Origin of the sequence: Streptomyces sodiiphilus (assembly GCF_039529215.1) — a bacterium.
Lineage (GTDB): Bacteria > Actinomycetota > Actinomycetes > Streptomycetales > Streptomycetaceae > Streptomyces > Streptomyces sodiiphilus.
This window is the reverse complement of sequence record NZ_BAAAMJ010000008.1, coordinates 1-24,221: the sequence shown is the minus strand read 5'-3', so window position 1 is coordinate 24,221 and position 24,221 is coordinate 1. Positions and strand designations below refer to the sequence as shown.

22 protein-coding genes are annotated in these 24,221 nt (G+C 71.7%); 9 read left to right on the top strand and 13 right to left on the bottom strand.

Annotated features, from left to right (window positions below):
- Position 1 precedes the first annotated feature (1 nt).
- The 3 genes from ABD299_RS03450 to glgP all read left to right on the top strand — a co-directional run bounded on the left by ABD299_RS03450 (position 2) and on the right by glgP (position 4,837).
- Positions 2-1,021 (top strand): ABC transporter ATP-binding protein, encoded by a 1,020-nt coding sequence (locus ABD299_RS03450; RefSeq protein WP_344258740.1) that lies wholly within the window; start codon positions 2-4, stop codon positions 1,019-1,021.
- Positions 1,018-2,103: an ABC transporter ATP-binding protein gene (locus tag ABD299_RS03445; RefSeq protein WP_344258738.1), complete on the top strand. Its 1,086-nt coding sequence runs from the start codon at positions 1,018-1,020 to the stop codon at positions 2,101-2,103. Before ABD299_RS03450 ends, ABD299_RS03445 begins: the two co-directional genes overlap by 4 nt.
- A 145-nt stretch (positions 2,104-2,248) precedes the next feature.
- Positions 2,249-4,837, top strand: coding sequence for an alpha-glucan family phosphorylase (gene glgP / locus ABD299_RS03440; RefSeq protein ID WP_344258737.1), 2,589 nt, complete (start codon positions 2,249-2,251; stop codon positions 4,835-4,837).
- A 29-nt stretch (positions 4,838-4,866) separates the two neighbouring features.
- Here the strand turns inward: glgP and ABD299_RS03435 are convergent, their stop codons facing one another.
- Positions 4,867-6,735: an ABC transporter ATP-binding protein gene (locus ABD299_RS03435; RefSeq protein ID WP_344258735.1), complete on the bottom strand. Its 1,869-nt coding sequence runs from the start codon at positions 6,733-6,735 to the stop codon at positions 4,867-4,869.
- Entirely contained in the window at positions 6,732-8,579 is a 1,848-nt protein-coding gene (locus ABD299_RS03430) for an ABC transporter ATP-binding protein (RefSeq protein WP_344258733.1), read from the bottom strand. Before ABD299_RS03430 ends, ABD299_RS03435 begins: the two co-directional genes overlap by 4 nt.
- Before the next feature lie 101 nt (positions 8,580-8,680).
- On the opposite strand from ABD299_RS03430, the gene ABD299_RS03425 reads away from it, so the two are divergent.
- Entirely contained in the window at positions 8,681-8,992 is a 312-nt protein-coding gene (locus tag ABD299_RS03425; protein ID WP_344258731.1) for a hypothetical protein, read from the top strand.
- 44 nt (positions 8,993-9,036) lie between these two features.
- Here the strand turns inward: ABD299_RS03425 and ABD299_RS03420 are convergent, their stop codons facing one another.
- The 3 genes from ABD299_RS03420 to ABD299_RS03410 all read right to left on the bottom strand — a co-directional run bounded on the left by ABD299_RS03420 (position 9,037) and on the right by ABD299_RS03410 (position 11,749).
- Positions 9,037-9,516 (bottom strand): ATP-binding protein, encoded by a 480-nt coding sequence (locus ABD299_RS03420; RefSeq protein ID WP_344258730.1) that lies wholly within the window; start codon positions 9,514-9,516, stop codon positions 9,037-9,039.
- Positions 9,517-9,720: 204 nt separating this feature from the next.
- A complete protein-coding gene (locus ABD299_RS03415) occupies positions 9,721-10,488 on the bottom strand; it encodes an enoyl-CoA hydratase/isomerase family protein (RefSeq protein WP_344258728.1) in 768 nt (255 codons plus the stop codon).
- A 58-nt stretch (positions 10,489-10,546) separates the two neighbouring features.
- Positions 10,547-11,749, bottom strand: coding sequence for a L,D-transpeptidase (locus tag ABD299_RS03410; RefSeq protein ID WP_344258726.1), 1,203 nt, complete (start codon positions 11,747-11,749; stop codon positions 10,547-10,549).
- A 306-nt stretch (positions 11,750-12,055) separates the two neighbouring features.
- On the opposite strand from ABD299_RS03410, the gene glgX reads away from it, so the two are divergent.
- Both glgX and ABD299_RS03400 read left to right on the top strand, forming a co-directional pair.
- Positions 12,056-14,407: a glycogen debranching protein GlgX gene (gene glgX, locus ABD299_RS03405; RefSeq protein WP_425581242.1), complete on the top strand. Its 2,352-nt coding sequence runs from the start codon at positions 12,056-12,058 to the stop codon at positions 14,405-14,407.
- A 111-nt stretch (positions 14,408-14,518) separates the two neighbouring features.
- The gene (locus ABD299_RS03400; protein ID WP_344258723.1) at positions 14,519-14,743 is read left to right on the top strand and encodes an EF-hand domain-containing protein; all 225 of its coding nucleotides are present in this window, start codon (positions 14,519-14,521) and stop codon (positions 14,741-14,743) included.
- 20 nt (positions 14,744-14,763) lie between these two features.
- Here ABD299_RS03400 and ABD299_RS03395 read toward each other — a convergent pair whose 3' ends face one another.
- Positions 14,764-15,261 (bottom strand): hypothetical protein, encoded by a 498-nt coding sequence (locus ABD299_RS03395; RefSeq protein WP_344258722.1) that lies wholly within the window; start codon positions 15,259-15,261, stop codon positions 14,764-14,766.
- A 55-nt stretch (positions 15,262-15,316) separates the two neighbouring features.
- Positions 15,317-16,042, bottom strand: coding sequence for a class I SAM-dependent methyltransferase (locus ABD299_RS03390; protein ID WP_344258720.1), 726 nt, complete (start codon positions 16,040-16,042; stop codon positions 15,317-15,319).
- A gap of 107 nt (positions 16,043-16,149) precedes the next feature.
- On the opposite strand from ABD299_RS03390, the gene ABD299_RS03385 reads away from it, so the two are divergent.
- The 3 genes from ABD299_RS03385 to ABD299_RS03375 all read left to right on the top strand — a co-directional run bounded on the left by ABD299_RS03385 (position 16,150) and on the right by ABD299_RS03375 (position 18,778).
- A complete protein-coding gene (locus ABD299_RS03385) occupies positions 16,150-16,911 on the top strand; it encodes a YqjF family protein (protein WP_344258717.1) in 762 nt (253 codons plus the stop codon).
- A gap of 65 nt (positions 16,912-16,976) precedes the next feature.
- Complete coding sequence (locus tag ABD299_RS03380) at positions 16,977-17,624, top strand: TetR/AcrR family transcriptional regulator (RefSeq protein ID WP_344258715.1); 648 nt, start codon at positions 16,977-16,979, stop codon at positions 17,622-17,624.
- Positions 17,621-18,778, top strand: a complete 1,158-nt coding sequence (locus tag ABD299_RS03375) for an FAD-dependent monooxygenase (protein ID WP_344258713.1) — start codon at positions 17,621-17,623, stop codon at positions 18,776-18,778. Before ABD299_RS03380 ends, ABD299_RS03375 begins: the two co-directional genes overlap by 4 nt.
- On the opposite strand, the gene ABD299_RS03370 is transcribed toward ABD299_RS03375, so the two are convergent.
- The 6 genes from ABD299_RS03370 to ltrA all read right to left on the bottom strand — a co-directional run bounded on the left by ABD299_RS03370 (position 18,765) and on the right by ltrA (position 23,819).
- Positions 18,765-19,346, bottom strand: coding sequence for a hypothetical protein (locus ABD299_RS03370; RefSeq protein ID WP_344258711.1), 582 nt, complete (start codon positions 19,344-19,346; stop codon positions 18,765-18,767). The genes ABD299_RS03375 and ABD299_RS03370 overlap by 14 nt on opposite strands.
- Before the next feature lie 49 nt (positions 19,347-19,395).
- Entirely contained in the window at positions 19,396-19,866 is a 471-nt protein-coding gene (locus ABD299_RS03365; RefSeq protein WP_344258709.1) for a hypothetical protein, read from the bottom strand.
- Between the two features lie 180 nt (positions 19,867-20,046).
- Entirely contained in the window at positions 20,047-20,196 is a 150-nt protein-coding gene (locus ABD299_RS03360) for a hypothetical protein (protein WP_344258708.1), read from the bottom strand.
- Between the two features lie 120 nt (positions 20,197-20,316).
- Positions 20,317-20,583, bottom strand: coding sequence for a helix-turn-helix transcriptional regulator (locus ABD299_RS03355; RefSeq protein WP_344258705.1), 267 nt, complete (start codon positions 20,581-20,583; stop codon positions 20,317-20,319).
- A 243-nt stretch (positions 20,584-20,826) separates the two neighbouring features.
- A complete protein-coding gene (locus ABD299_RS03350) occupies positions 20,827-22,047 on the bottom strand; it encodes an IS701 family transposase (protein ID WP_425581250.1) in 1,221 nt (406 codons plus the stop codon).
- Entirely contained in the window at positions 22,044-23,819 is a 1,776-nt protein-coding gene (gene ltrA / locus ABD299_RS03345; RefSeq protein ID WP_344258703.1) for a group II intron reverse transcriptase/maturase, read from the bottom strand. Before ltrA ends, ABD299_RS03350 begins: the two co-directional genes overlap by 4 nt.
- Between the last annotated feature and the right edge of the window lie 402 nt (positions 23,820-24,221).

The window sequence follows — 24,221 nt, the reverse complement described above, 5'->3', positions numbered from 1 at the left end:
GATGCCACTGCTTTCCGTGGACGAACTGACGGTGACGTTCACCGGCCGCGGCCGGCGCGACGTGACCGCCGTGTCCGGCGTGTCCTTCTCGGTCGACCAGGGCCAGGTCGTCGGCCTGGTCGGGGAATCCGGCTGCGGCAAGAGCGTCACCTCGCTGGCGCTCATGGGGCTGCTGCCCCGGCAGGGGGTGCGGACCGGGGGCCGGGCGGACTTCGACGGGCAGGACCTGCTGCGGATGAGCAACTCCGCGCTGCGGGACCTGCGCGGCAAACAGCTCGCCATGATCTTCCAGGACCCGCTGTCCTCCCTGAACCCGGTGGTGCCGATCGGCCTCCAGGTCACCGAGATCCTCACCCGGCACCGCGGCCTGCGCGGCCAGGCGGCCCGCAAGGAGGCCGCCCACCTGCTCGACCGGGTCGGCATACCCGACCCCACCCGGCGGCTGAAGGAGTATCCGCACCAGCTGTCCGGCGGCATGCGGCAGCGCGCCCTGATCGCGATGGCGGTGGCCTGCGCCCCGCGGCTGCTGATCGCCGACGAGCCGACCACCGCGCTGGACGTCACCATCCAGGCCCAGATCCTGGAGCTGCTGAAGGAGCTGGTCGACCAGGAGGGCACCGCCCTGCTGATGATCACCCACGACCTCGGCGTGGTGGCAGGCCTGTGCGACGAGGTCAACGTGCTGTACGCCGGGAAGGTCGTGGAGGCGGCCGGCCGGCGGCCGCTGTTCGCCGCGCCCGCCCACCCCTACGCGCACGGCCTGCTCGGCTCGATCCCCCGGCTGGACGCGCCGCGAGGTGAGCCGCTCACCCCCATCCGCGGCTCCATCAACGACACCATCGCCTGGCGGGACGGCTGTGCGTTCGCGCCGCGCTGCGACTTCTACACCCTGGAGTGCCTGCAGGGCACCATCGAACTGACCGAACCGCACCAGCCCGGCCACCAGGTCCGCTGCGTCCACCCGGTGCCGCCCGCGAAGGCGCCCGGACACCACGTGCTGGAGAAGGAGGACGGGGCATGAGCCTGCTGGAACTGGACAACCTGAAGGTTCACTTCCCGGTCAAGAAGGGCATCGTCTTCGACCGCACGGTCGGGCACGTCTACGCCGTGGACGGGGTGTCGCTGGCGGTCGAGGCCGGCCAGACCTACGGCCTGGTGGGGGAGTCCGGCTGCGGCAAGACCACGCTGGGCCGGGCCGTCCTGCGGCTGGTCGACATCACCTCCGGCGCGGTCGTCTTCGACGGCACCGACCTTGCCGGGCTCCCCGAGGAGGAGATGCGCCGCTCGCGGCGCCGGCTCCAGATGGTCTTCCAGGACCCGCTCGGCAGCCTCAACCCCCGGCAGAACATCGAGTCCATCCTCTCCGAGGGCATGGCCGCGCACGGCATCGGCGCCGACCGCGGCGAGCGCCGGGAGCGGATCCGGGAGATCCTCACCCGGGTCGGTCTCCCGGCCAACGCGCTCTCGCGCTACCCGCACGAGTTCTCCGGCGGCCAGCGGCAGCGCATCGGCATCGCCCGCGCGCTCGTGCTGGAGCCGGACGTCATCATCTGCGACGAGCCGGTCTCCGCGCTGGACGTCTCCATCCAGGCCCAGGTGATCAACCTGCTGGAGGAGCTCCAGGAGTCCATGGGCCTGACCTACCTGGTCATCGCCCATGACCTGGCCGTGGTGCGGCACATCTCCGACGTCATCGGGGTGATGTACCTCGGCGCCCTGGTGGAGGAGGCCTCCAGCGACGACCTGTACGCCGCGCCGAAGCACCCCTACACCCGTGCGCTGATGTCCGCCGTGCCGGTCCCGGACCCCGAGGTCGAGGACACCCGGGAGCGGATCCTTTTGCTGGGGGACCTGCCCTCGCCGGCGAACCCGCCGGCCGGCTGCCGCTTCCACACCCGGTGCCCGTGGAAGCAGGACACGCTGTGCACCACCGAGCGCCCGGAACTGCGGGACCTCGGCGACGGGCACAAGGTGGCCTGCCACTGGGCGGCCGAGATCGCCGACGGCACCCTGCGGCCCACCGCCGAGCTCGCCCCCACCCTCCTGAAGGAGGAGGCCGGCGAAGGGACCGGCGAGGAGAGCGGTCCGGCGGACCCGGCGTGAGCCGTGCGCGTGTCCCCGCCCCGCAGGGCGGGGACACGCGCATCCGGGCGCGGGGTTCCCCGTGCGGGTGGTTATCGGCGCCGTTCCTCAGCAATCGGGCGCAGCGGTGCGGTGCGGGGCGATATGCCCGGTCTACCGTCGAGCTGTGAAGGCCATCCGTCGTTTCTCCGTACGTCCCGTCCTTCCCGACCCCCTCGGCCCCCTCCAGGAGCTGGCGCTCAACCTCCGCTGGTCCTGGCACCCCGAGAGCCGCGAACTGCTCAGATCCGTCGACCCCGAGGGCTGGCGGGCCGCGGGCCGCGACCCGGTGCGTCTGCTGAGCAACGTGACCGCCGACCGGCTCACCGCACTGGCCGGCCGCCGGTCCTTCCTGAGGCAGCTCCGGCTCGCCCAGGAGGACCTGCGGGACTACCTGACCGGCCCCCGCTGGTACCAGCAGGCGGACGACCCGCGGCTGCCCCGCGCCATCGCCTACTTCTCGCCCGAGTTCGGCATCACCGCCGCCCTGCCGCAGTACTCCGGCGGACTGGGAATCCTCGCCGGGGACCACCTCAAGGCCGGCAGCGACCTCGGCGTCCCGCTCATCGGTGTCGGCCTGCTCTACCGTCACGGCTACTTCCGTCAGAGCCTGTCGCCCGACGGCTGGCAGCAGGAGCAGTACCCGGTGCTCGACCCGTACGAGATGCCGCTGGTGGAGCTGACCGGCCCCGACGGCAACCAGGTGCGGGTGAGCCTCGCACTGCCGGGCGGCCGCACCCTGTACGCCCAGGTGTGGCAGGTCCAGGTCGGCCGGGTGCCCCTGCTGCTGCTCGACTCGGCACTGGCGGAGAACGCCCCCGCCGAGCGCGACGTCACCGACCGGCTCTACGGCGGGGGCAGCGAGCACCGCCTGCTTCAGGAGATGCTGCTGGGCATCGGCGGCGTCCGCGCGGTCCGCGCCTTCTGCCGCATCACCGGGCATCCCGAGCCCGAGGTCTTCCACATGAACGAGGGCCATGCAGGCTTTCTCGGCCCGGAGCGGATCCGCGAGCTGGGCGAGGCGGCCCGCCTTCCCTTCGACGCCGCGCTGCGGGCGGTGAGGGCCGGCACCGTCTTCACCACCCACACGCCGGTCCCGGCCGGCATCGACCGCTTCTCGGAGGAACTGGTCGCCCGTCACTTCGGGCAGGGCGCCGAACTCTCTGGCCTGGACCGCGAGCAGCTGCTCGCCCTGGGCCGGGAGCCGTCCGGGTCCGCCGCGCCCGGCGGCGGGACGACCGCGGGCGAGGAGCCTCCCTCGTTCAACATGGCAGTCCTGGGGCTGCGCACCGCCCAGCGCGCCAACGGGGTCTCGACCCTGCACGGCGGCGTGAGCCGGGAGATGTTCGCGGGACTGTGGCCCGGCTTCGACCCCGCCGAGGTGCCCATCACCTCCGTGACCAACGGCGTGCACGCCCCCACCTGGACCGACGACGCGGTGCTGCGCGCCCGCACCGGCAAACTGTCCGACGCGGCGCTGTGGGACCTGCGCCGCGCGCTGCGCGAACAGCTGGTGCACGAGGTGCGTGCCCGGGTCCGCACCTCCTGGACGCAGCGCGGCGCCGGACAGGCCGAGCTCGGCTGGGTGGACGACGTCCTCGACCCGGACGTGCTCACCCTCGGCTTCGCCCGGCGCGTCCCGGCCTACAAGCGCCTCACCCTCATGCTGCGCGATCCCGGCCGGCTCCGGGCCCTGCTGCTCCACCCCGAACGGCCGGTGCAGCTCGTGGTGGCGGGCAAGGCACATCCGGCGGACGAGGGCGGGAAGCGGCTCATCCAGGAGCTGGTGCGGTTCGCCGACGACCCCGGGGTCCGGCATCGCATCGTCTTTCTCCCGGACTACGGCATGGCCATGGCGCTGCCGCTGTACGCCGGCTGCGACGTGTGGCTCAACAACCCGCTGAGGCCGCTGGAGGCGTGCGGCACCTCCGGCATGAAGGCGGCTCTCAACGGCTGTCTCAACCTGTCGGTGCGCGACGGCTGGTGGGACGAGTGGTACGGCCCGGACTTCGGCTGGGAGATCCCCACCGCCGACGGCCCGGCGGCCGCCGACCCCGCCCGGCGCGACGCGGTCGAGGCCACGGCGCTGTACACCCTGCTGGAGGAGCAGGTCGCCCCCTGCTTCTACGAGCGCGGACCGGACGGGGGCCGGCTGCCGCGGCGCTGGCTGGAGATGGTCCGGGCCACGATGGAACGGCTGGGGCCGATGGTGACGGCGGAGCGGATGCTGCGCACCTATGTCGAGGAGCTCTACGCCCCGGCCGCCGCCGCGCACCGGGCCCACGGCCCGCAGGCCGCCCGGGAGCTGGCGGGCTATGCCGCCCGGCTGCGCCGGGAGTGGCCCCGGGTCGCCGTGGACCACGTCGGCACCGGACCGGAGCCGGCGGCGCTCGGCGGCAGGCTGTCGCTGCGGGTGCGGGTCGCGCTCGGCGATCTGGAACCGGAGGCGGTGCGGGTGCAGGCCGCCGGCGGCCGGGTGGACGGAGACGACCGGCTCACCGACCCGGTGACCGTCGACCTGGAGCCGGCCGGCGGGCCGGACATCTCCGGCCGCTGGACGTACGAGGGCAAGCTGGCACTGGACCGGGCCGGGCCCTTCGGCTGGACCGTCCGCATCCTGCCGGCGCACCCCCTGCTGGTCTCGGACGCCGAACTGGGCCTGGTCGCCCAGCCCGAGGAGGCGGTCACCGAGACCCCCGGCGTGCTCTTCCGCTGACCGCGCCCGGGCAGGACCCGCCCCGCCGGTCAGCCGGCGAGGCTGTCCCGCCAGGCGCGGTGCAGGCCGGAGAACTGTCCGCCGCCGCAAATCAGTTCCTGTGGGGAACCGTCCTCGACGATGCGTCCGCCGTCCATCACCAGCACCCGGTCGGCGATCTCCACGGTGGACAGCCGGTGGGCGATGACGACGGCCGTGCGGTCCTTGAGGACCGTCGTCATGGCGTCCTGCACCGCCTTCTCACCGGGCACGTCCAGCGAGGAGGTGGCCTCGTCGAGAATCACCACCGCCGGGTCGGCGAGCAGGACCCGGGCGAAGGCGACGAGCTGCCGCTGGCCGGCCGAGATCCGCCCGCCGCGCTTGCGGACATCCGTGTCGTAGCCCTCGGGCAGGGCGGCGATGAACTCGTGGGCACCGATCGCCTTCGCCGCCCGCTCGATCTCCTCCCGGCTCGCCTCCGGCTTGCCGATGGCGATGTTCTCGGCCACCGTGCCCGAGAACAGGAACGCCTCCTGCGTCACCATCACGACCCCGCGCCTGAGGTCGGCCGGAGTGAGCCGGCGCAGATCCACGCCGTCGAGCAGGACCCGGCCGAGCGTCGGGTCGTAGAACCGGGCCAGCAGCTTGGCGAGGGTGGACTTGCCCGCCCCCGTCTCGCCCACCACGGCCACGGTCTGTCCGGCCGGCAGCGTCAGGGAGAAGCGCGGCAGCACCTCACCACCGGTCCGGTAGGAGAAGGAGACCTGGTCGAAGACGACCTCGCGGCCGGGCATCGAGGCCGTGCGGGACGGCAGCGGCACCGGGTCCCGGGGCGCGGGCACGTCGGGGCTCTGGGCCAGCAGCCCGGCGATCTTGTCCAGCGAGGCGGAGGCCGACTGGTAGTAGTTGAGGATCATCGCGAACCGGTCGAGCGGGTCGTACAGCCGCCGCACGTACAGCACGCCCGCGGCGAGCACGCCCAGCGCCAGATCCCCGGCGGCCACCCGGTGGGCGCCCCACAGCGCGATGACGGCCAGGGTGACGTTGGCGATGATGCGGGAGGTGATCACGAACCGCGCCATCTCCAGGATGGTGCTGCCGTTGACCTGCTGGTGGTGCCGGTTGAGCCGTTCGAAGGCGGAGTCGTTCGCCTTCTCGCGGCGGAAGGCCTGCACCGGCCGGATGCCGCCGAGCGTCTCGTTGAACCGCACGATGACCGAGGCGATGGCGGTGGACCGCTGCCGGAACAGCTTGCCGGCCCGCCGGCGGTAGCTGCGGGTCAGGAGGTAGACGGGGTAGAACGACAGCAGGGCCGCCGCTCCCAGCCCGAAGTCGAGGTAGAACAGCAGCGCGGTGATGTAGACCACCGACACCACCACGGTCAGCAGCTCCTGCAGCCCTTCGTCGAGCAGCTCGCGCAGCGACTGGACGTCGCTGGTGGAGCGGGAGATCACCCGCCCCGAGGTGTACCGGTCGTGGAAGTCCAGGCTCAGTGCCTGGGCGTGCCGGTAGATCCTGCCGCGCAGGTCCAGCAGAACGTTCTGGCTGACCCGCGCCGCCAGCCGCACGAAGGCGTACAGCAGCAGCCCGGCTCCCAGCGCGCACACCAGGTAGACGGCGGCCAGCACGCCCAGCGGGCCGAAGTCGTCCGCACGGACGGCGGGCACCCCGCGGTCGATGGCCAGGGCGATCAGCAGGGGGCCCGCCTGCACCGCCGCCTGCTGCAGCAGGAGCAGCACCGCCACCAGCAGCACGGAACCCCGGTGCGGGCGCAGCAGGGAGCCCAGTAGCCTGCGGGAGGCGCCGCGCGGAGCGGGAAGGTCGTCGTCGGCGACCGGATCGGGAGCGGCCTGCGGACCGCCGGGGGAGGCGCCGGCGCCCTCGCGCGGTTCGGGCCGGTCGGTGACTGCGGTGGTCAACGGACGGACACCTCCTGCCGCTCTCCGGTCATCAGAAAGCGGTACTCGGGGCTGCTCCGCAGCAGTTCGGCGTGGGTGCCGACCGCCGCGATGCGGCCGCCGGAGAGCAGTGCGACGCGGTCGGCCAGCATGACGGTGGACGGCCGGTGCGCCACGATCAGCGCGGTCGAGGTCGCCAGGACGTCGCGCAGGGCGGCCTCCACGCGGGCCTCGGTGTGCACGTCGAGCGCGGAGAGCGGGTCGTCGAGCACCAGGAACCGGGGGCGGCCCACCACGGCCCGGGCCAGGGCGAGGCGCTGCCGTTGCCCGCCGGACAGGCTCAGCCCCTGCTCGCCGACCTCGGTCTCGGGGCCGTGGGGCAGCGCGTGCACGAACTCGGTGGCCTGGCAGATCGCGAGGGCGCGCTCGAAGGCGGCCCGCTCTTCCTCCTCGTCGGCTCCGGGACCGGCGCCCATCATGACGTTCTCCCGGACGGTCGCGGAGAACAGGGTGGGCTCCTCGAAGGCCATGGCGACCCGGCGGCGCACCTCGTGGCGGGGGAGGGCGGCGATGTCGGTGCCGTCCAGTGTGATGGTGCCGGAGGTGGCGTCGTGCAGCCGCGGGACCAGCGCGGTGAGCGTGGTCTTTCCGCTGCCGGTGGCCCCCACCAGCGCCATCGTCTCGCCGCTGCGGATGTGCAGGTCGATGCCGTCCAGGACGGGCGGGCTGCCGGGGGGTGCGTCGGGGTGCCGGAAGACGACGCCGTCGAACCGCAGCCCGTCGCCCGTCCGGCCCTCCGGCGCGGTCCGGACCGCGGCCGGGGCGGACCCGGGCGCTGCGGGCTCGGGCGGGATCTCCGAGTCGAGCACCTCGAAGTACCGGTCGGCGGCGGTGGCGGCCTCGTTGCACATCGCGAGGATGAAGCCGATCGACTCGATCGGCCAGCGCAGTGCCAGCGCGATGGCGGTGAAGGCGACCAGGGTCCCGGCGGTGAGCGTGCCCTGGGCGACCTGCACGACGCCCACCACCAGCGCGGCCCCCAGGAACAACTCGGGGACGATCATGATGACCGCCAGGATCCAGCCGAGCAGCCTGGCCTTGCCCAGTTCGGTGCCGCGCAGCTTTCCGGAGAGCGCGCGGAACGCCTCGGCCTGGCTGCGGTGCCGGCCGAATCCCTTGATGATCCGGATGCCGAGGACCGCCTCCTCCACCACCGTGGTGAGGTCGCCCATCTGGTCCTGGGCGCGGCGGGCCGCCAGCGAGTACTTCTTCTCGAAGGCCGTGCACACCCAGATCAGCGGGAGCACCGGTGCGATGAGGATCAGCCCGAGGGTCCAGTCCAGGGAGAGCAGGATGACGCAGCCGACCGCGATGGTGGTGCCGTTGACGATCAGAAAGGTAAGCGGGAAGGCGAGGAACATCCGCAGCTGCTGCAGGTCGCCAGTGCCCCGGGAGAGCAACTGGCCCGAGGACCAGCGGTCGTGGAAGGAGACCGGCAGCCGCTGGACGTGCCGGTACAGGCCGGCGCGCAGGTCGGCCTCCACACGGGCCAGGGGCCGGGCGACCAGCCAGCGGCGGAGGCCGAACAGCAGGGCCTCGGCCAGGCCGACGGACAGCAGCACGGCGCCGCCCAGCCAGATGCCGGCGGTGTCCCCCTCGGCGATCGGGCCGTCGACCATCCACCGCAGGATCAACGGGATGACCAGAGCCATGGACGAGGCCACGATGGCGACACCGGCCGCCGAGAAGAGCCGGAACCGCACGGGCCGCACATACGGCCACAGGCGCAGCAGGGAGCGGACGACGGAGCGTTTGCGAGCGGCGGGCGCCGCGGGTTCGGCGGTGTGGGGGGCTGAGGCAGGCATCAGGGGCGATCCTATGTTTTGCCACTGACACTTCTCATGGGGTTTTCGGCAGTGCCGGGCGTCCGCCGCCGGTGTCGGTGGTCGCCTCTATGGTGGGAACCATGAGTGTCAGGCAACAGCAGGCGGAGCTGGAGGAGCTCCAGGCGGCGCTGCGCGTCGCCTACGACCTCGCCTTCGACCAGGAGCCGCCGGCGGGAGAGCAGGCCGAGGTTCTGGTGGACGCGTTGCGCAGGGCGCTGGTCGCGGCGCAGGCCCTCAGCGACGGCCCGGGGGAGACGGGCTGCCGGGAGCATCCGCGCGGGGCGGTGGACCCGCTCCACGGTGACAAGCAGGATCCGCTGCCGCCCGGCTGGGGCAGGTGCCTGCTGTGCAACGACCGCCGGCGTCGGGCGGCCGGGAGGCGCCGGCGCTGACCGTTCGCGTCCGGCCGCGGGTGCCGGGCGGACCGGCGGGGATCTCAGCCGGTGCGGCGGCCGGTCACCCTCATCTCGAACCAGGTGCACTTGCCGCGCGGCAGCAGGTCCACTCCCCAGCGGTCGGCGATCGCGTCGACCAGGAAGAGACCGTGTCCGCTGGTCTCCAGCCCCCGGATGGGCAGCAGGCAGGGCAGCGCACGGGAAGGGTCGCGGACCTCGGCCCGGATCCACCCGCGCCGTCGGCGGATCCGCAGCCCGAGGAACTCGGCCCCGGTGTGCTGGATCACGTTGCCGGTCAGCTCGGAGACCAGCAGCACCGCGTCGTCGGTGAGGCGGGGAGGCAGCAGCCAGTGCTGCTGCAGCAGTTCCCGGGTCCAGGCGCGCGCGGTGGCGGCGGACTCGGGGCGGGCCGGCAGGCGCAGCTCGGCCGATGCCGGAACCCCGGCCGAGCGGGCCGCGGACCCGGCCGGTTCGTCGATGTCCGTGATGCCTCGCGCCCGGGCTCCCGCCGTTGCTCCCATGCCCCCATCATGGCCGGTCCGGGAACCGGGCGCCGGTCGTTCGGCGGGATGCGCGGACAGTGGAGGAGTACGGCCGGTACGGGGGGCGGGGGCGGCGCGTCCGTGATGCCCCGAACGTCCGGCGATGCCCGGGCGGGGAGGGCCCGGCGCGCCCGCCGGCCGGCACGGGCGGGCCCCCGCCTCCGCACACACCTGCGACGGGCGTCAGAGGAACCGCGCCTTGCCGGGGCCCTCCTCGACGAAGCTGCGCATGCCGCGCTCGCGGTCCTCGGTGGCGAAGAGCCCGGCGAACCAGGTGCGCTCGATGGCCAGGCCGGTGTCGATGTCCGTTTCCAGGCCGGCGTCCACCGATTCCTTGGCCGCGCGGAGCGCGATGGCCGGTCCGGCGGCGAGCTTCGCGGCCCAGGCGTGCGCCTGCTCGTAGACCTCGGCGGCCGGGACCACCCGGTCCACCAGTCCGATGGACTGCGCCTCGGCGGCGTCCACCATGCGTCCGGTGAAGATGAGGTCCTTGGCCTTCGACGGGCCGACCAGCCGGGCCAGCCGTTGGGTCCCGCCCGCGCCGGGGATGAGGCCGAGCAGGATCTCCGGCTGGCCGAGCCGGGCGTTGTCCGCGGCGATCCGGAAGTCGGCGCACAGCGCCAGCTCGCAGCCGCCGCCCAGCGCGTAGCCGGTGACCGCGGCGACCACCGGCTTGGGGATGCGGGCCACCGCGGTGAACGCCTCCTGGAGGTCCCGCGAGCGGGCCACCATGGCGGCGTGGTCCATCTCCCGCATCTCCTTGATGTCCGCGCCGGCGGCGAAGACCTTCTCGCCGCCCCACAGGACCACCGACCGCACGTCCTCGCGCCGGGTGATCTCCCCGGCCAGTTCGCGCAGCCGGTCCTGCACCGCGATGTCCAGGGCATTCATCGGCGGCCGGTCCAGCCGGATGGTCCCGACGCCGTCCGCAACGTTCAGATGCACAGTCATGGCGGCAGGGTAACGCGCGTTAACGCGCGTCACCCCGCCGCCTCCCGGTGCTGACGGGTTACTGCCCGGCGCCCCACTCGCTCCACGGCATGTTCCAGCCGTTGATCCCGTTGTCCGGGGCGATCTGCTTGTCGTCGGAGTTGATGACCTCGACGACGTCACCGATCATCGTGTTCTGGTAGAACCAGGCGGCCGGGGTGCTGCTGTCCCCCCGGCCCTGCACGTCGCGCAGGCCGATGCAGCCGTGGGTGTCGAGCCGGCTGCCGAAGGTGTCGGCGCTGGACCAGTAGTTGCCGTGCAGGAAGGTACCGGACTGGCTCAGCCGCATGGCGTGCGGCACGTCCGGGATGTCGTAGTCGTAGCCGACGGTGGCCCCGTCCATCCGCAGTTCCTGGTGCAGCTCGCTGACCACCATGATGCCGTTCCAGGTTTCCTTGCCGGGCGCGCCGGCGGTGACGGGGATCGTCTTCAGCGGCTCGCCGTCCCGGACCACTTCCATGGTCAGGGAGTCGATGTCCACGGTGCTGACCTGGCTGCGGCCGATGGTGAAGGACACGTCCCGGTGCAGGGTGCCGTAGACGCCGGGAGCGCCTTCGACGCCCCGGACACGGAACTTGACGTCGACCTCGGTGCCCGGCTCCCAGTAGCTCTCCGGGCGGAAGTCCAGCCGCTGGTTGCCGAACCAGTGGCCGCGCACCTCCACCTCGGGCTCGGTGGTGATCTCGATGGCGTCCCGTACGGCGGCGGTGTTCTCGATGGGGGTGTCGAAGGTCAGGGACAGTGACATGCCCACCCCGACGGTGGCCCCGTCGGAGATGTTCCACGAGCTGGCGAACGTCGCACCGGCCGCCACGGTGGTGAAGGACGAGGTCTCGGTCACCTGCTCGCCGGAGCCGTTCTCGCCGACCGCGCGGACCGTGTACGCGGTGTCGTTGGCCAGGTGCTCCGAGGGCTCCCAGTCCGTCCCGTCCTCGGAGAGCCGCCCGGGTATCTCCTCGTCCTCGTCGCCCGTGACCGTCACCTCGGACAGCGTGCCGCCCTCCGCGGTGACCCGCAGGCCGCCCGAGGTGGGCACGTCCTGGCTGCCGTCCTCGGGGGTGATCGCGATCTGCACCCCGGCGGTTTCCTTCTCGCCCCCCTGGCCGGCCTTCTCGCTCGCCTCGCTGCTCGCGCTGCACGCCGTCACCAGCAGCAGCAGTACCCCGAGCAGTGCGGTGGCCGCGGCGGAAGCCCTGCGGCTCCCCGGCTGCGTCCTCACCATGGTTCTCCCCTCACGCGCACCTCAGCGGCGTCCTCGACCCCGTGGGAACGCCGCTTCTCATGCCAGGTAATCACACTGATTCGGTGTCAACACCCCCGGATTGTCACTGTTCCGTCGCAGTTCCCGGCGGCACCGGGGGGGTACGGACGCGGCCGCGGCGGCAAAGCGCCGATTCCGGGACAAACCTGATTGAATGTCATGCGAAGTCGGCCCTTGCCGAAGGGCGGGCGGACCACCGTGAAGAGACCCCGGGAGAACCGGGGAAGTCCCGGCCACCGGCCGGGCGATCCCCCAGGAGGCGGGCACGTGTCGCAGGCACCCGAGCAGCGCGCAGCCGCCGGCCGCGGCGGCACCGGTCCGGCAACGGTGGGCGGTCTGCCCGCCCAGCCGGTGGACGGCGCACGCCCCGCGTCCGGGCTCTCCCCGGCCGGCCGGCCGGAGCCGCGGAGGGCAGTGTGGCCCGGAAGTCCGCATCCGCTCGGCGCCCGCTTCCTGGCAGGCCCGGACGGCACGGAGGGCACCAACTTCGCCCTGTGGTCGGCCGGCGCCGACGCCGTCGAGCTCTGCCTGTTCGACGAGGAGGACCGCGAGATCCGCTGTCCGCTGACCGAGCTCACCCACGAGATCTGGCACGGCTTCGTGCCCGGGGTGCGCCCCGGACAGCGCTACGGCTACCGCGTGCACGGCAGCTGGGACCCGTGGAGCGGTGCCCGCTGGAACCCGGCGAAGCTGCTGCTCGATCCCTACGCGCGGGCTGTCGACGGGGAGTACGCCCTCCCGGCCGAGGTCTACGGGCACGCCCGCGACTGGCCGGAACAGGAGCTCGCCGACACCGTCCGGGACGACCGGGACTCCGCGCCCTTCGTCCCCAAGGGCGTCGTCGTGCACGACCAGGACACCTGGGCGGACGACCGGCGGCCGAAGACCCCCTGGGCGGATTCGGTCATCTACGAGCTGCACGTGCGCGGCTTCACCATGCGCCACCCGGGGATCCCGCCCGCGCTGCGCGGCACGTATGCCGGACTGGGGCACCCGGCGGCCGTCGAGCATCTGAGCCGGCTCGGGGTCACGGCCGTCGAGCTGCTGCCCGTGCACCAGTTCGCCCACGAGGACCACCTGCTGCGCCGCGGCCTGCGCAACTACTGGGGCTACAACTCCATCGGCTACTTCGCCCCCCACTCCGGCTACAGCGCCGCGGGCAGCCGGGGGCAGCAGGTCGGCGAGTTCAAGTCCATGGTGCGGGCCCTGCACGACGCGGGGATCGAGGTCATCCTCGACGTCGTCTACAACCACACCGCCGAAGCGGGCGAGCTGGGGCCCACCCTCTCCCTCAAGGGCATCGACAACGCCGGCTACTACCGGCTGGCCCACGACCTGCGCCGCTACGCCGACTACACCGGATGCGGCAACACCCTGCACGTCGTCCAGCCGCACGTGCTGCGCCTGATCACCGACTCGCTGCGCTACTGGGTCCAGGAGATGGGTGTCGACGGCTTCCGCTTCGACCTGGCCGCCGCGCTGGCCCGCTCCATGCACGACGTCGACATGCTCTCCCCGTTCCTCGCCGTCATCGCCCAGGATCCGGTGCTCCGCCGCGTCAAGCTGATCGCCGAGCCCTGGGACATCGGCAGCGGCGGCTACCAGGTCGGCGCCTTCCCGCCGCTGTGGACGGAGTGGAACGACCGCTACCGCGACACCGTCCGCGACTTCTGGCGCGGGGCGGTGCCCGACGTCCGGGACCTGGGATACCGCCTGTCCGGGTCCAGCGACCTCTACGCCTGGGGCGGCCGCAGGCCCTACGCCTCGGTCAACTTCATCACCGCGCACGACGGTTTCACCCTGCGCGACCTGGTTTCCTACGAGCGGAAGCACAACGAGGCCAACGGCGAGGACAACCGGGACGGCAACGACGACAACCGGTCGTGGAACTGCGGTGCGGAGGGCGGGACCGAGGACGGGAAGGTGGCCGCCCTGCGCCGCCGCCAGCTGCGGAACATGCTCACCACCCTGCTGCTGTCCACCGGGGTGCCGATGCTGGTGGCCGGCGACGAGATGGGCCGCACGCAGCGCGGCAACAACAACGCCTACTGCCAGGACAACGAGCTCAGCTGGATCGACTGGTCACTGCCGGAGGACCCGGCCTGGCGGCCGCTGCTGGAGCTGACGACCCGGCTGATCGCGCTGCGCGGACGGCACCCGGTGCTGCGCCGCCGGGCCTTCTTCTCCGGGCGCCGGCACGGTCCGCAGGGAATGCGGGACCTGGGCTGGTTCGCGGCGGACGGCCGGGAGATGACCGAGGACGACTGGCACGCACCCGGCCTCACCCTGGGCATGTTCCTGTCCGGCCGCGACATCCCGCAGCGCGACGCCAAGGGCGTCAGGGTGACCGACGACAGCTTCCTGGCGATCTGGCACGCGGCGGCCGGCCGCATCCGGTTCCCGCTGCCCGGACCGCCCTGGGCCGGCAGCTACGAGCTGGTGGTCGACACCTCACGGGAGGACCAGCGCGAGGCGCCCGGCAGTGTGCACCGCGGCGGCGCCGCGATCACCGTGCCGGAGCGTTCGGTGCTGCTGCTGCGGGCGGTCCAGTCCCCGCCGGACACCCGTGCGGCGGACGACGCGCCGCCTTCCGGCGAGACCGACGGAAACGGACGGTGAGCGGCCCCGGGCCGGATCCGCGCCGCCGCGCGGTTCCGCTAAGGTGACCGCGTCCGGGACCACCCGCGTCGGGCGGGTCCGGCCCGGGACACGCGCGAACAGGGGAGCCCCATGGCGGACATCGAGTCGGCACGCACCATCTTCGAGCAGTTCGACATCGACGGCGACGGCTTCGTCACCGCGGCCGAGCTGCGGCAGGTGCTCGCCGAGGTGGGCGGGACCGATGTGCCGGAGGAGACCGCGCAGGCGCTCATCGACGCGAACGACGGCAACGGCGACGGCCTGCTCTCCTTCGAGGAGTTCTGGGCCGCGCGCCAGGCGGCCCGGAACTCCTGAGCGGCCGCGGGGCGCCGGGCTCACACCCGGGGAAAGCGGGCCTCCAGCTGCCAGACCACCGGGTTGTCGCGCAGCTCCTCGTGCATGTCGAAGAGGTCCGCGAGCAGGTCGTGCAGGAAGTCGCGTGCCTCGCGGCGCAGCTCCGTGTGCGTCACGGTCAGCGACGGCTCGCCCTCCGGCCGCCAGTCGGCGGTGATCTCCACATGGCCGAAGCGCCGTGAGAACCGCAGCAGTTCGGTGGACTCGGTGAAGTCCAGCGTGGCCCGCTGCGGGCGGGAGGCGCGGCTGCCCAGCGGGTCGGCGTCCAGCTGCTCGGCGATGTCGCACAGGGCCCAGGCGAAGTCCAGCACCGGGACCCAGCCCCAGGCGGTGGCCAGCTCGTGGTCGGTCCGGGTGTCGGCCAGATAGACGTCACCGCAGAACAGGTCGTACCGCAGCGCCCGCACGCCGACGGTGCGGTAGTCGGTCTGCGGAGGGTCGGGAAAGCGGCCGGAGAGCGCGTAGCCGATGTCGAGCACGGTCCCGATGGTGGCATGCCGCCCGCCGCCGTGGCGCACCGGGCGGACGGGCGGGCTACCGGCGCCGCGCGACGAACACGAACTCCCTGCCCGGCCGGTCGGGCGCGTCCCGGACGTCCTCCACCTCGAACCCCTCCTCGGCCAGGTCCGCCTCCACCTCCCGGCGCTCGCGGAACCGGAGCGTCGAATCCGACGTCAGTACCTGCCCGTCCGCCGCGAACACGAAGGTCCAGCGGAAGGTGACCAGTGGCCCGTCGACCTCGGTCACCTCGCACCAGGTCTCCACCGCGCCGACGCCCGGGAGCCTCGCCACGCGGTGTGTCGCCTCCCGGTTCCATCCCTCCCAGGCGCGCCGGGCCGGATCCCGGGTCTCGAACACCAGGTGTCCGCCGGGCCGCAGCGCCTCGCGGGCGCCCCGCAGCGTCCCCCGCCACGCCGTCGGGCCGGCGATGGCCTGGGCGACGTTCGCCGTCATGGTCGCCAGGTCCGTGCGCAGCGGCGGAAGGGCCGTCGCGTCGCCGCAGATCCACCGCACCCGCTCGCTGCCCGGCTTGCCCCGGGCCACGTCGAGGGACGCCCGCGCGGGATCGACGCCGACGACCTCGATGCCCCGGCCGGCCAGCAGGAGCGCGAACACCCCTGTCCCGCAGCCGATGTCCAGCACCCGGCGGGCCCCGAACTCCTCGGCCATCAGGAGATACGCGTCGAGATCGCTGCGATCGGGGTCGAGCGGATCGTAGACCGCGGCCAGGCGTGGATGCGCGAAACACTCGTCAGCCATGCGGCCGACCGTAGGGGAGCCGGGAGGGCGTGTCTCCCCGTTTTCCCGCGACGGCAGGCCCGCCCGGTGGCCCGGAACCCGCGCAGCGGCTCTGCGATGCTGGGAGTGTGGAGCCGCCCCCCGTCCCGGAACCCGTCCGCGCCGAGCCGCCCGGCTCGACTTCCCGCACTCTGCTCACCCAGTCGTGGCTGGACCTGGCGTTCCTGCACTGGGCCGTCGATCCGGGGACCGTCGCTCCGCTGCTTCCGCGAGGGGTTTCCCCCGACACCCTGCACGGGACCACCTACGCGGGCCTGATCGCCTTCCGGATGCACCGGGTGGGGTGGCTCGGTCTGCCCGGGGTCCCCTACCTGGGCAGTTTCCCGGAGACCAACGTCCGGCTCTACTCGGTGGACCGCCATGGGCGGCGCGGCGTGGTGTTCCTGTCGCTGGACGCCTCCCGCCTGCTGCCGGTGGCCGTGGCCCGGCTGTTCTTCCGGCTGCCGTACGTGTGGTCCGCCATGGCCGTGCGCCGCGAGGGCGACACCTTCACCTACACCAGCAGGCGGCGCCTGCCGCGCCGGGGGGACGCCCGCTGCCGGATCACCGTCCGGGCCGGTGAGCGCATCGAGCGCCCCACCGAACTGGAGGATTTCCTGACCGCCCGGTGGGGGCTGCACTCGGCCTTCTTCGGCCGGCAGCTGTACCTGCCGAACACCCACCCGCGCTGGCCCCTGCACCGGGCCCGCCTGCTGCACTGCGAGGAGAACCTGATGGCGGCGGCCGGGCTCCCCGAGCCCGGGGGCGACCCGGTGAGCGTCCTGTACTCCCCGGGGGTGCTCGTCCGGTTCGCCCGCCCGGCTCGTCTGGCCGGCCTCCCCACACCGTGACCGGGTGGCGGATATCACCTCGGGGAGGCGTTCGCTGAGTGCGCTCACTGAGTATGCTCAGCGATATGGAAGGTGACGCGAAGAACGAGGCGCCCCTCGGCGGTGACATGCCGCCACCCGGCGGTGTCCGGAGGTGGCGCAAGGAGCAGACCCGGCGGGCTCTGCTGGAGGCGGCGCGCGCGGTGCTCGCCCGCCGCGGACTCGCCGGGCTCACCACCCGGGAGGTCGCGGCCGAGGCCGGGGTGGCGGTCGGCACCTTCTTCGTGCACTTCCCCGATCTCGACACGCTGATCGAGACTTTGCTCGACGAACGGATCGCCGCCGCGCTGGAGACGGCCTTCGCCACCCTCCCCGAGACGGACGACCCGGTCGACCGGCTCGTGCACGTCGCCCGGAAGCTCTACGAGAGCTACGACAGCGAACCCGACCTCTCGCGTCACTACCTGTCCGCCTCGCTGTTCCACACCAACCCCCACGGCCCGGCCGAGCGGCGGATGGCGGAGTTCCGGGAGTGGGTGACCCGGTGCCTCACGCAGGCCGAGGCCGCCGGCACCAGCGCCCCGGTCGACCCGGTCCTGGCCTTCACCGGCTACTTCTCGCTGTACTTCGGCATCCTCGTGGCCGGCCTGCGAGGACAACTCGACCGCGCCGCACAGCTCCGGCTGCTGGAGGACTCCCTCCGGCGGCTCCTCACCACCGAGGGACCCGCATGAACATCCTCGTCGTCGGGGGCGGGATCGGCGGTCTGACCGCCGCACTCGCTCTCACCCGGGCAGGCCATCACGTCACCCTGGCCGAGCGCGCCCCCGCGTTCGAGCCCGTCGGAGCCGGCATCATCCTGGCTCCCAACGCCACCGGGGTGCTCGCCGCACTGGGCGTCGGACTGGCCGGTCACGGCCACGCGCTTCCCTCGCTCGACCTGCTGCGGGCGGACGGGAAACTGCTGGGCCGGGTGGAGACCCAGCGGCTCTCCGGCCGCTTCGGACCTCTGTGGTCGCTCACCCGGCCGGCACTGCACGCAGCCCTGCTCGACGCGCTGCCCCCCCAAGTCCAGGTGATCCACGGGCACTCGCCGAGTGCCCTCCGGGACACCGGTACGGCCGTCGAGGTGCGCTTCGAGGACGGCGGTACGGAGTCCTACGACCTGGTCGTGGGAGCGGACGGGATCCGATCCACCGTCCGGGAACTGCTCCTGGGCCCCCTGGCCCTGCGGTACAGCGGGGTCACCTGCTGGCGCGGTATCACCCGCAATCCCGGCCTCACCCGGGCCGCCGAGGCGTGGGGAGACGGAACCCGGGTCGGCACCGTCCCACTGCCCGGGGAGCGGCTGTACTACTTCCTCGTCCGGACCGCCCCGCCGCGCGCCCCCGCCCCCGACTGGCCGGGAGGGTTCCGCGACGTCTTCCGCGGCTACCGGGCGGACGCCGGCGCGCTGCTGGACGCCCTGACGGAGCGGCCCCCGCTCCACCACGACCTGGAGGAACTGCCGGCCCCGGTCTGGGGACGGGGCCGTGTCGTCCTGCTCGGGGACGCCGCCCACGCCATGACCCCCAACCAGGGCCAGGGCGCGGCCATGGCCGTCGAGGACGCCTACGCGCTGGCGCGCGCGCTCGCCCCCGGAGCGGAAGGGGCGCTGAGCCGCTACACCGCGCTGCGCCACCGGCGAGTGCGCCGCGTCCAGCTCACCTCGCGCCGGCTGGGGCAGGCAGCCGGGTGGCGCGGCCCCGTGGTCCGCGCCGCGCGGGACACCCTCGTGCGCGCGATGCCCCGCCCCCTGGCTGACGCCCAGTACCGGCGCCTCGTCCAGCCGGCGCTGGACCTCGTCGGAACCTCCCGCCCGGACGGGACGGGAGTCAGCACTCGATGATGTTGACGGCGAGGCCGCCGCGGGCGGTCTCCTTGTACTTGACGGACATGTCCGCCCCCTGTCGCACTATGCCTTTGACCTGCATATTCGAGGGTAGCCGAGGGGTACTCGGCACCGGCAGGGACTTCTCAGGGACTTTCGGCCGCGAGGGACCTTGCAGCCAGGCGTCCATGGCGGCGAGGCCGCGCTGCCCCGCACCGGGCATGAAGTGAGCGTAGTGGTCGAGCGTGACCTTCGGCGTCGAGTGCCCGAGCCACTTGGAGAGGCTGACGATCGACTCGCCGGCCTCCAGCTGCACGCTCGCGTACGTGTGGCGGAGGACGTGGAACATGTCCTCGCGCGGAGCGGCGTAGCGCAGTACCCGACGAACCCGGTTGCCGTCGTGTCGCACCTTCTCGCCCACTGGCTTGATCAGCCCGGCGGCGGCGAGCGCACGCTTCCAGCTGCGGTCGTTCCAGGTGCGGTAGTAGATGCGGTTGCCGTGCGAAGAGGTGAGGATCAGGCCACGGTGATCGGCTTCCGTTGACGCTCCTCGAGCGCGGTGGACGGAGCCTCGGGGTTCCGCCACGGGAGCGTGCAGGGAGTCGACGGGAACCGGCGGAAGTGAGAGCGCGCCCTCACCGCCAGGTTGGCCGGCAGCGGGACATCGCGGATCTTGCGCCCCTTGGGGAGCGAGAAGTAAGGGCGTCCCTTGATGTCCCACCTGAGCTGGCGGCGGACGTGAACGACGCCGGCCTCGAAGCGAAATCCTCCTCGGCGAGACCGAACGCTTCGCCTTGGCGCAGCCCGAGGCCGATGCCGAGGTCCACCGCGATCTGGTAGCGGTCCTGCAGCTCCGCGCGGACGGTATCGACGACCTCCCTCGACCACGCCTTCGCCTTGCTGTCGGTCGCACGCGGCGGCTTGACGCTGTTCGTGGCCTTCATCGGGTTGCGGAGCAGGCGTTGGTCGTCGACGGCACTCCCGAGTATCGACGACAGATGCCCCCAGATCACCTCCGCTGTCGACTCCTCCACCCTCGCGAGGAGCGCGGTCTTGAAGGTCCGCAGAGCCGAGGCGTCGATCTCGCGCAGTGCGTAGTCGCCCATCAACGGGATGATGTGGTTCCAGATGCGGCTGCGCATCGGGTCCGCCGTCGAGGGCTCGTCGGACCGGCCGGCCCACCAGTGGTCGACGATGTAGTCGGCGAGAAGGATCTCCCCCTTGCGGGGATCGACGAACTCGCCACGGCTGGAGTCGGTCTTGGCGCTCGCGAGCCACTTGGCGTCCTAGCTCGTCTCGAACGACCGGTCCTGGATGCCGGGAATGCCCTTGACTCGGTAGCGCTTGCCGGTGCCGTAGATCGCGGTCCGCTCCCGCTTCCCGGTCACCTTGTCGGGGCGCTTCTTCAGCCATCGGTCCTCTGTGTAACCCGCCATGACGGGGCCCTCCAAGTGGTGCGTGATCATGAACTGGTCAGTGCCAACACGTCCTGCGGCACGTTCCAATCCCCGTTTCGAGGATCTCTTTCGGGGAGCGCGGACGCGGGAGCCGCCGTGTCACCTCGCTGTCCTCGAGCGCCGTTGCGGCTTCCGGTTCAGCGGGTCGAGGGCACGGTTGGAACGGGAATCCGCTCGCTCCTGGTCGCAGACCCACTCGTCGAGCGCCGTGATCCGGTACATCACGCGCCGCCCCATGCGGAAGCTGGGCGGACCCTGTCGGCGGTGTCGCCAGACGTACAGCGTGTTGGGGGAGATGCCGAGGTACTCGGCGGCCCTCGGGAGGTTCAGGAAGGCAGCCTCTTGTGCTCCGCTCGGCTCCGGCATGGGTCGACTCCTGTCGTGTGTGGCGATGACAGGACGAGATTCCAGAGAAAGGGCGAGTTGGACGAACCGGATTCTTGAGATAGAGGGGGCGGCACTGAGGTGGAACTTGTGATGCCGTAGCAGCTGACGGTGTTGTCGGCTGCGCCAAGGCTGAGGCATGGGATGTGTTAACGAGAGGCGGGCCGAACGCTGAACGACAGATGTATCGCGGGAAGTTAGTACTCCAGCCGTAGATGTGGATCTTCATGTTTCGGACTGGCGGCGTCGGTAGTGGCAGTCGCGGGCTCGGGCTTGGTGACGGCGGCGCCATAGTGACCAGCGCAGACGGTGACTCCGTGGGTCGTGGGTGGGCTGTGCCGGGGTGGTGAACAGGTGCTGGATCTCGTTGCAGGTCAGGACGATCAGCCCCTGGGGGGCGGGCCGAAGGCGGTGCTCGGCGGCGCGGACGACGGCGAGGAAGGCGTGGGCCAGCATGGCGAGGGTGGTCCACCGCTGCCACGGGGTGAAGTGGCGGACCTGGTGCTGGTCGAGGCCGACGAGGCCCGTGCCGGACTGGAAGGTCTCCTCGATCCGCCATCGGGTCCCGGCGACGCGCACCAGAACGTGCAGTGGAACCGGGTGCGGGCTGTAGCAGCGGTAGTAGGCCAGCTCACCTGTGGTGCGGTTGCGGCGGATCAGCAGCCGGTAGGTGCCCGGTGTCACCTCGGGCACGAGGTCGATGGTGGCCCAGTCGTAGTGGCGTGGCCCCTTCGCGCCTCGCCCTGCCGACAGGCGCTGCCAGGCCCTGCGCGGCACCTTGCGCATCAGTGCGTCGACGCGGAACTTCCCTGCCGGGGTCGTCACTTCCGTGCGGCACGACGTCGCCATCACGTAACCGAGGCCGTGTGCGGCCATGGTGTCCAGCAGGGCGGGGCTGCCACCGTAGACCTCATCGCCAGTGGCCCACGCCGCTTGGTGACCCGCGTCCAGGAACCGCTCGATCATTGCGGCGGCCAGCTGCGGCTTGGTGGCGAAGAGGACCTGCTCGGGATCCATGCCGGCGGCCCGGCAGCGGTCGGGGTCCTCGACCCACACCCTGGGCATGTACAGCTCCCGGTCCACCGCGGCGTGGCCGTGCGGGGTGGCGCAGACGAGGTGGACCGCTACCTGGGAGTTCTCGATTCGCCCCGCGGTGCCGGTGTACTGACGCTGAACCCCGACGGTCGCCGTGCCTTTCTTCAGGTCTCCGGTCTCGTCCATGACCAGCACGGCCTGGTCGTCCCCGAGGTGCTCGACGACGTAGTCGCGCAGATCGTCACGAACGGCGTCGGCGTCCCACTTGGCCCGCTCCAGCAGGTGCTGCATGCCGTCCGGCGTGGCCTCGCCCGCCCACTCGTCGGGTAGCTCCGGCGCATTGCTGCGCCGGAGCCCCCTCAGAACCGGCCGTGCCCGCTTTCCAGGCAACCGGCTCAAGCAAGCCCTCAGGCTCGCAGGCGTGCAGCTTTCCTGGCCTCACTGTCATCTCTGGTAAGCCGTCGATGACAGTGAGTGTGCGTGAGTCGAAGTACGGCTTGACCGTTCGGCGTGCCATGTCCGGGGATGGCGCTGACCGCGTGTTTGCGCAGCGCCTTCCGGGTGACGGAGAGCCATCGTTCCCATTCCTGCGGGCTCTGTGGCTCCCGGTCGGCGAGCAACAGCAGCCCTCGGCATATGGGGCATCGGCCATGCTGTGCCTGCAGGAGACGGAGCATGGCTCGCGAGACCGGGGGTTTGCTGCGGCGGCGCCGACTGGCCCAGTACTCGGTGAGGGACGGGTCATCCGGAGATGCCGTTCCCGTGACGAGCTGGTGCCGAACAATCTTGGTCCAGGCGAATTTCCGGAGGTAGTAGCCGGTGTCCCTGCTACCGAACACCCATCGGTCCTGCCTGGCGGGGTTGAACATACCGAAGTACCGGTTCACGACCCAGCGCCTCAGTTTGTTCGGATGCGTGAGTCTGGCCCACTTGTAGGTCAGTCTCCACACATGATGATCCAGCGCCTGAAAAGCGCGGCTGGATACCCCGATCCGGTAATAGGCTGCCCATCCGGTGATGATCGGGTTAAGCGTGTGGATCACCCCGTCGGAGTTCGCCCCACGCAGCTTCCTCATCTCGGTGGAGAGCCGTTTCCGGATTCTCTGCAGGGCATCCCTACTCGGCTTGGTCAGCAGCTTTCCGCGGTGTCGGCGGATGTTGAAGCCCAGGAAGTCCACGCCCTGGTCCAGGTGCGTGATCCGGGTCTTGGCCTCGTTGAAGACCAGCCCTCTGGGCTTCAGCCAGCTGGCAAGCCGCGCCTTGACCTGCTCGGCCTGTTCACGTGAGTGACACAGCGCGAGAAAATCGTCGGCGTAGCGGATGACCACGGGCGATCCGGCCGCCACGTGCGCGGCATCCGTGCCGAGCCGGAGATAGACGACCCCGGCAGCAGTCTCCATGCCGTGCAGAGCAACATTCATCAGCGCGGGGCTGATCACACCGCCTTGAGGCGTTCCCTCTTCCGTCGGTGTGAACCAGCCGTCCTCGACCACACCCGATTTCAGCCATTGCCGGACCAGTCCCCGAGCGGGGAAACTGCCCAGCGAGGCATAGATATGGTCGTGATTGAGCCGATCGAATGCCGCTTCCAAATCCGCGTCAAGCACCCACAGGCGTTTGGCATTCCTTCCTTTCCCCGCCTGATGAATAGCCTTGATCGCGTCGTGGCAACCACGGCCGGGCCGAAATCCATACGACCTCGGCTCGAACCGTGCTTCCCACTCGGGCTCCAGTGCGTTGAGCGCGACAGCCTGAAGTGCCCTGTCGGCGATCACGGGAATTCCGAGTGGGCGGCGGCGCCCGTTGTTCTTCGGCACATATACCCGCTTGACCGGCTGCGGTGACCACGGCGCGGTCCGGCGCTGCGCCCAGTCGGCCAAGTCGGCCTTGTCCTGGGCGCTCACGATGACCTTGCCGTCGACACCCGCCGTCTTGCGGCCAGCGTTGACCTCCGTCACCCGCCGCACGCTCATCAGCGCGTTGGCACGCGAACGGAGCATCAATTTCTGCAGGTTACGGACCTTCTTCAGGTCTCCTGCCTGCGATGCCGCGAAGATCCGCTGCCTCAGACGCCGTACGTCCTTCTCAACCGTCCGCCACTGCACAGCGTCCCAGTCGAGCGGCCCGTCCTCAGGTCCGTTCACCCCAGCCGCCGCGGTGTCGACAGCGTTCGCCTGCACCATGGCTGTGGTGTCCAACTTGTCCCTCGGTTCCCGCGTCGTTCGTCATCGTTCCTCGCAGGCTCACCCGACCCGCGTCGGCACCCTTTCGGGTCGGAGCAGGGGCTCCTATCCGGCCAGTTATGCGGGAGCCGCTGACGGAGGAGTCAGCCTCGGTTCCCGGTTTCCTGCTGCCTTTCGGCCACCGGCATTCGCTTCTCAGGTCGTCCTGCACCCGCCACGGACATCCGCGTCCCTCACGGTCCGCCTACCAGGCCAGCGCATGCCCGCCTGGGCCGTGACGGGGTTGTCACGTTCCGCATGAGTGAGCTACGACCGGGTTGGGCGCCCTCTGCACCCCGGGGACGGTGGTGCGCTCCCGGCTGACCTAAGGGCTGTCCCGTAAATGATCTACGGCATGCTCGA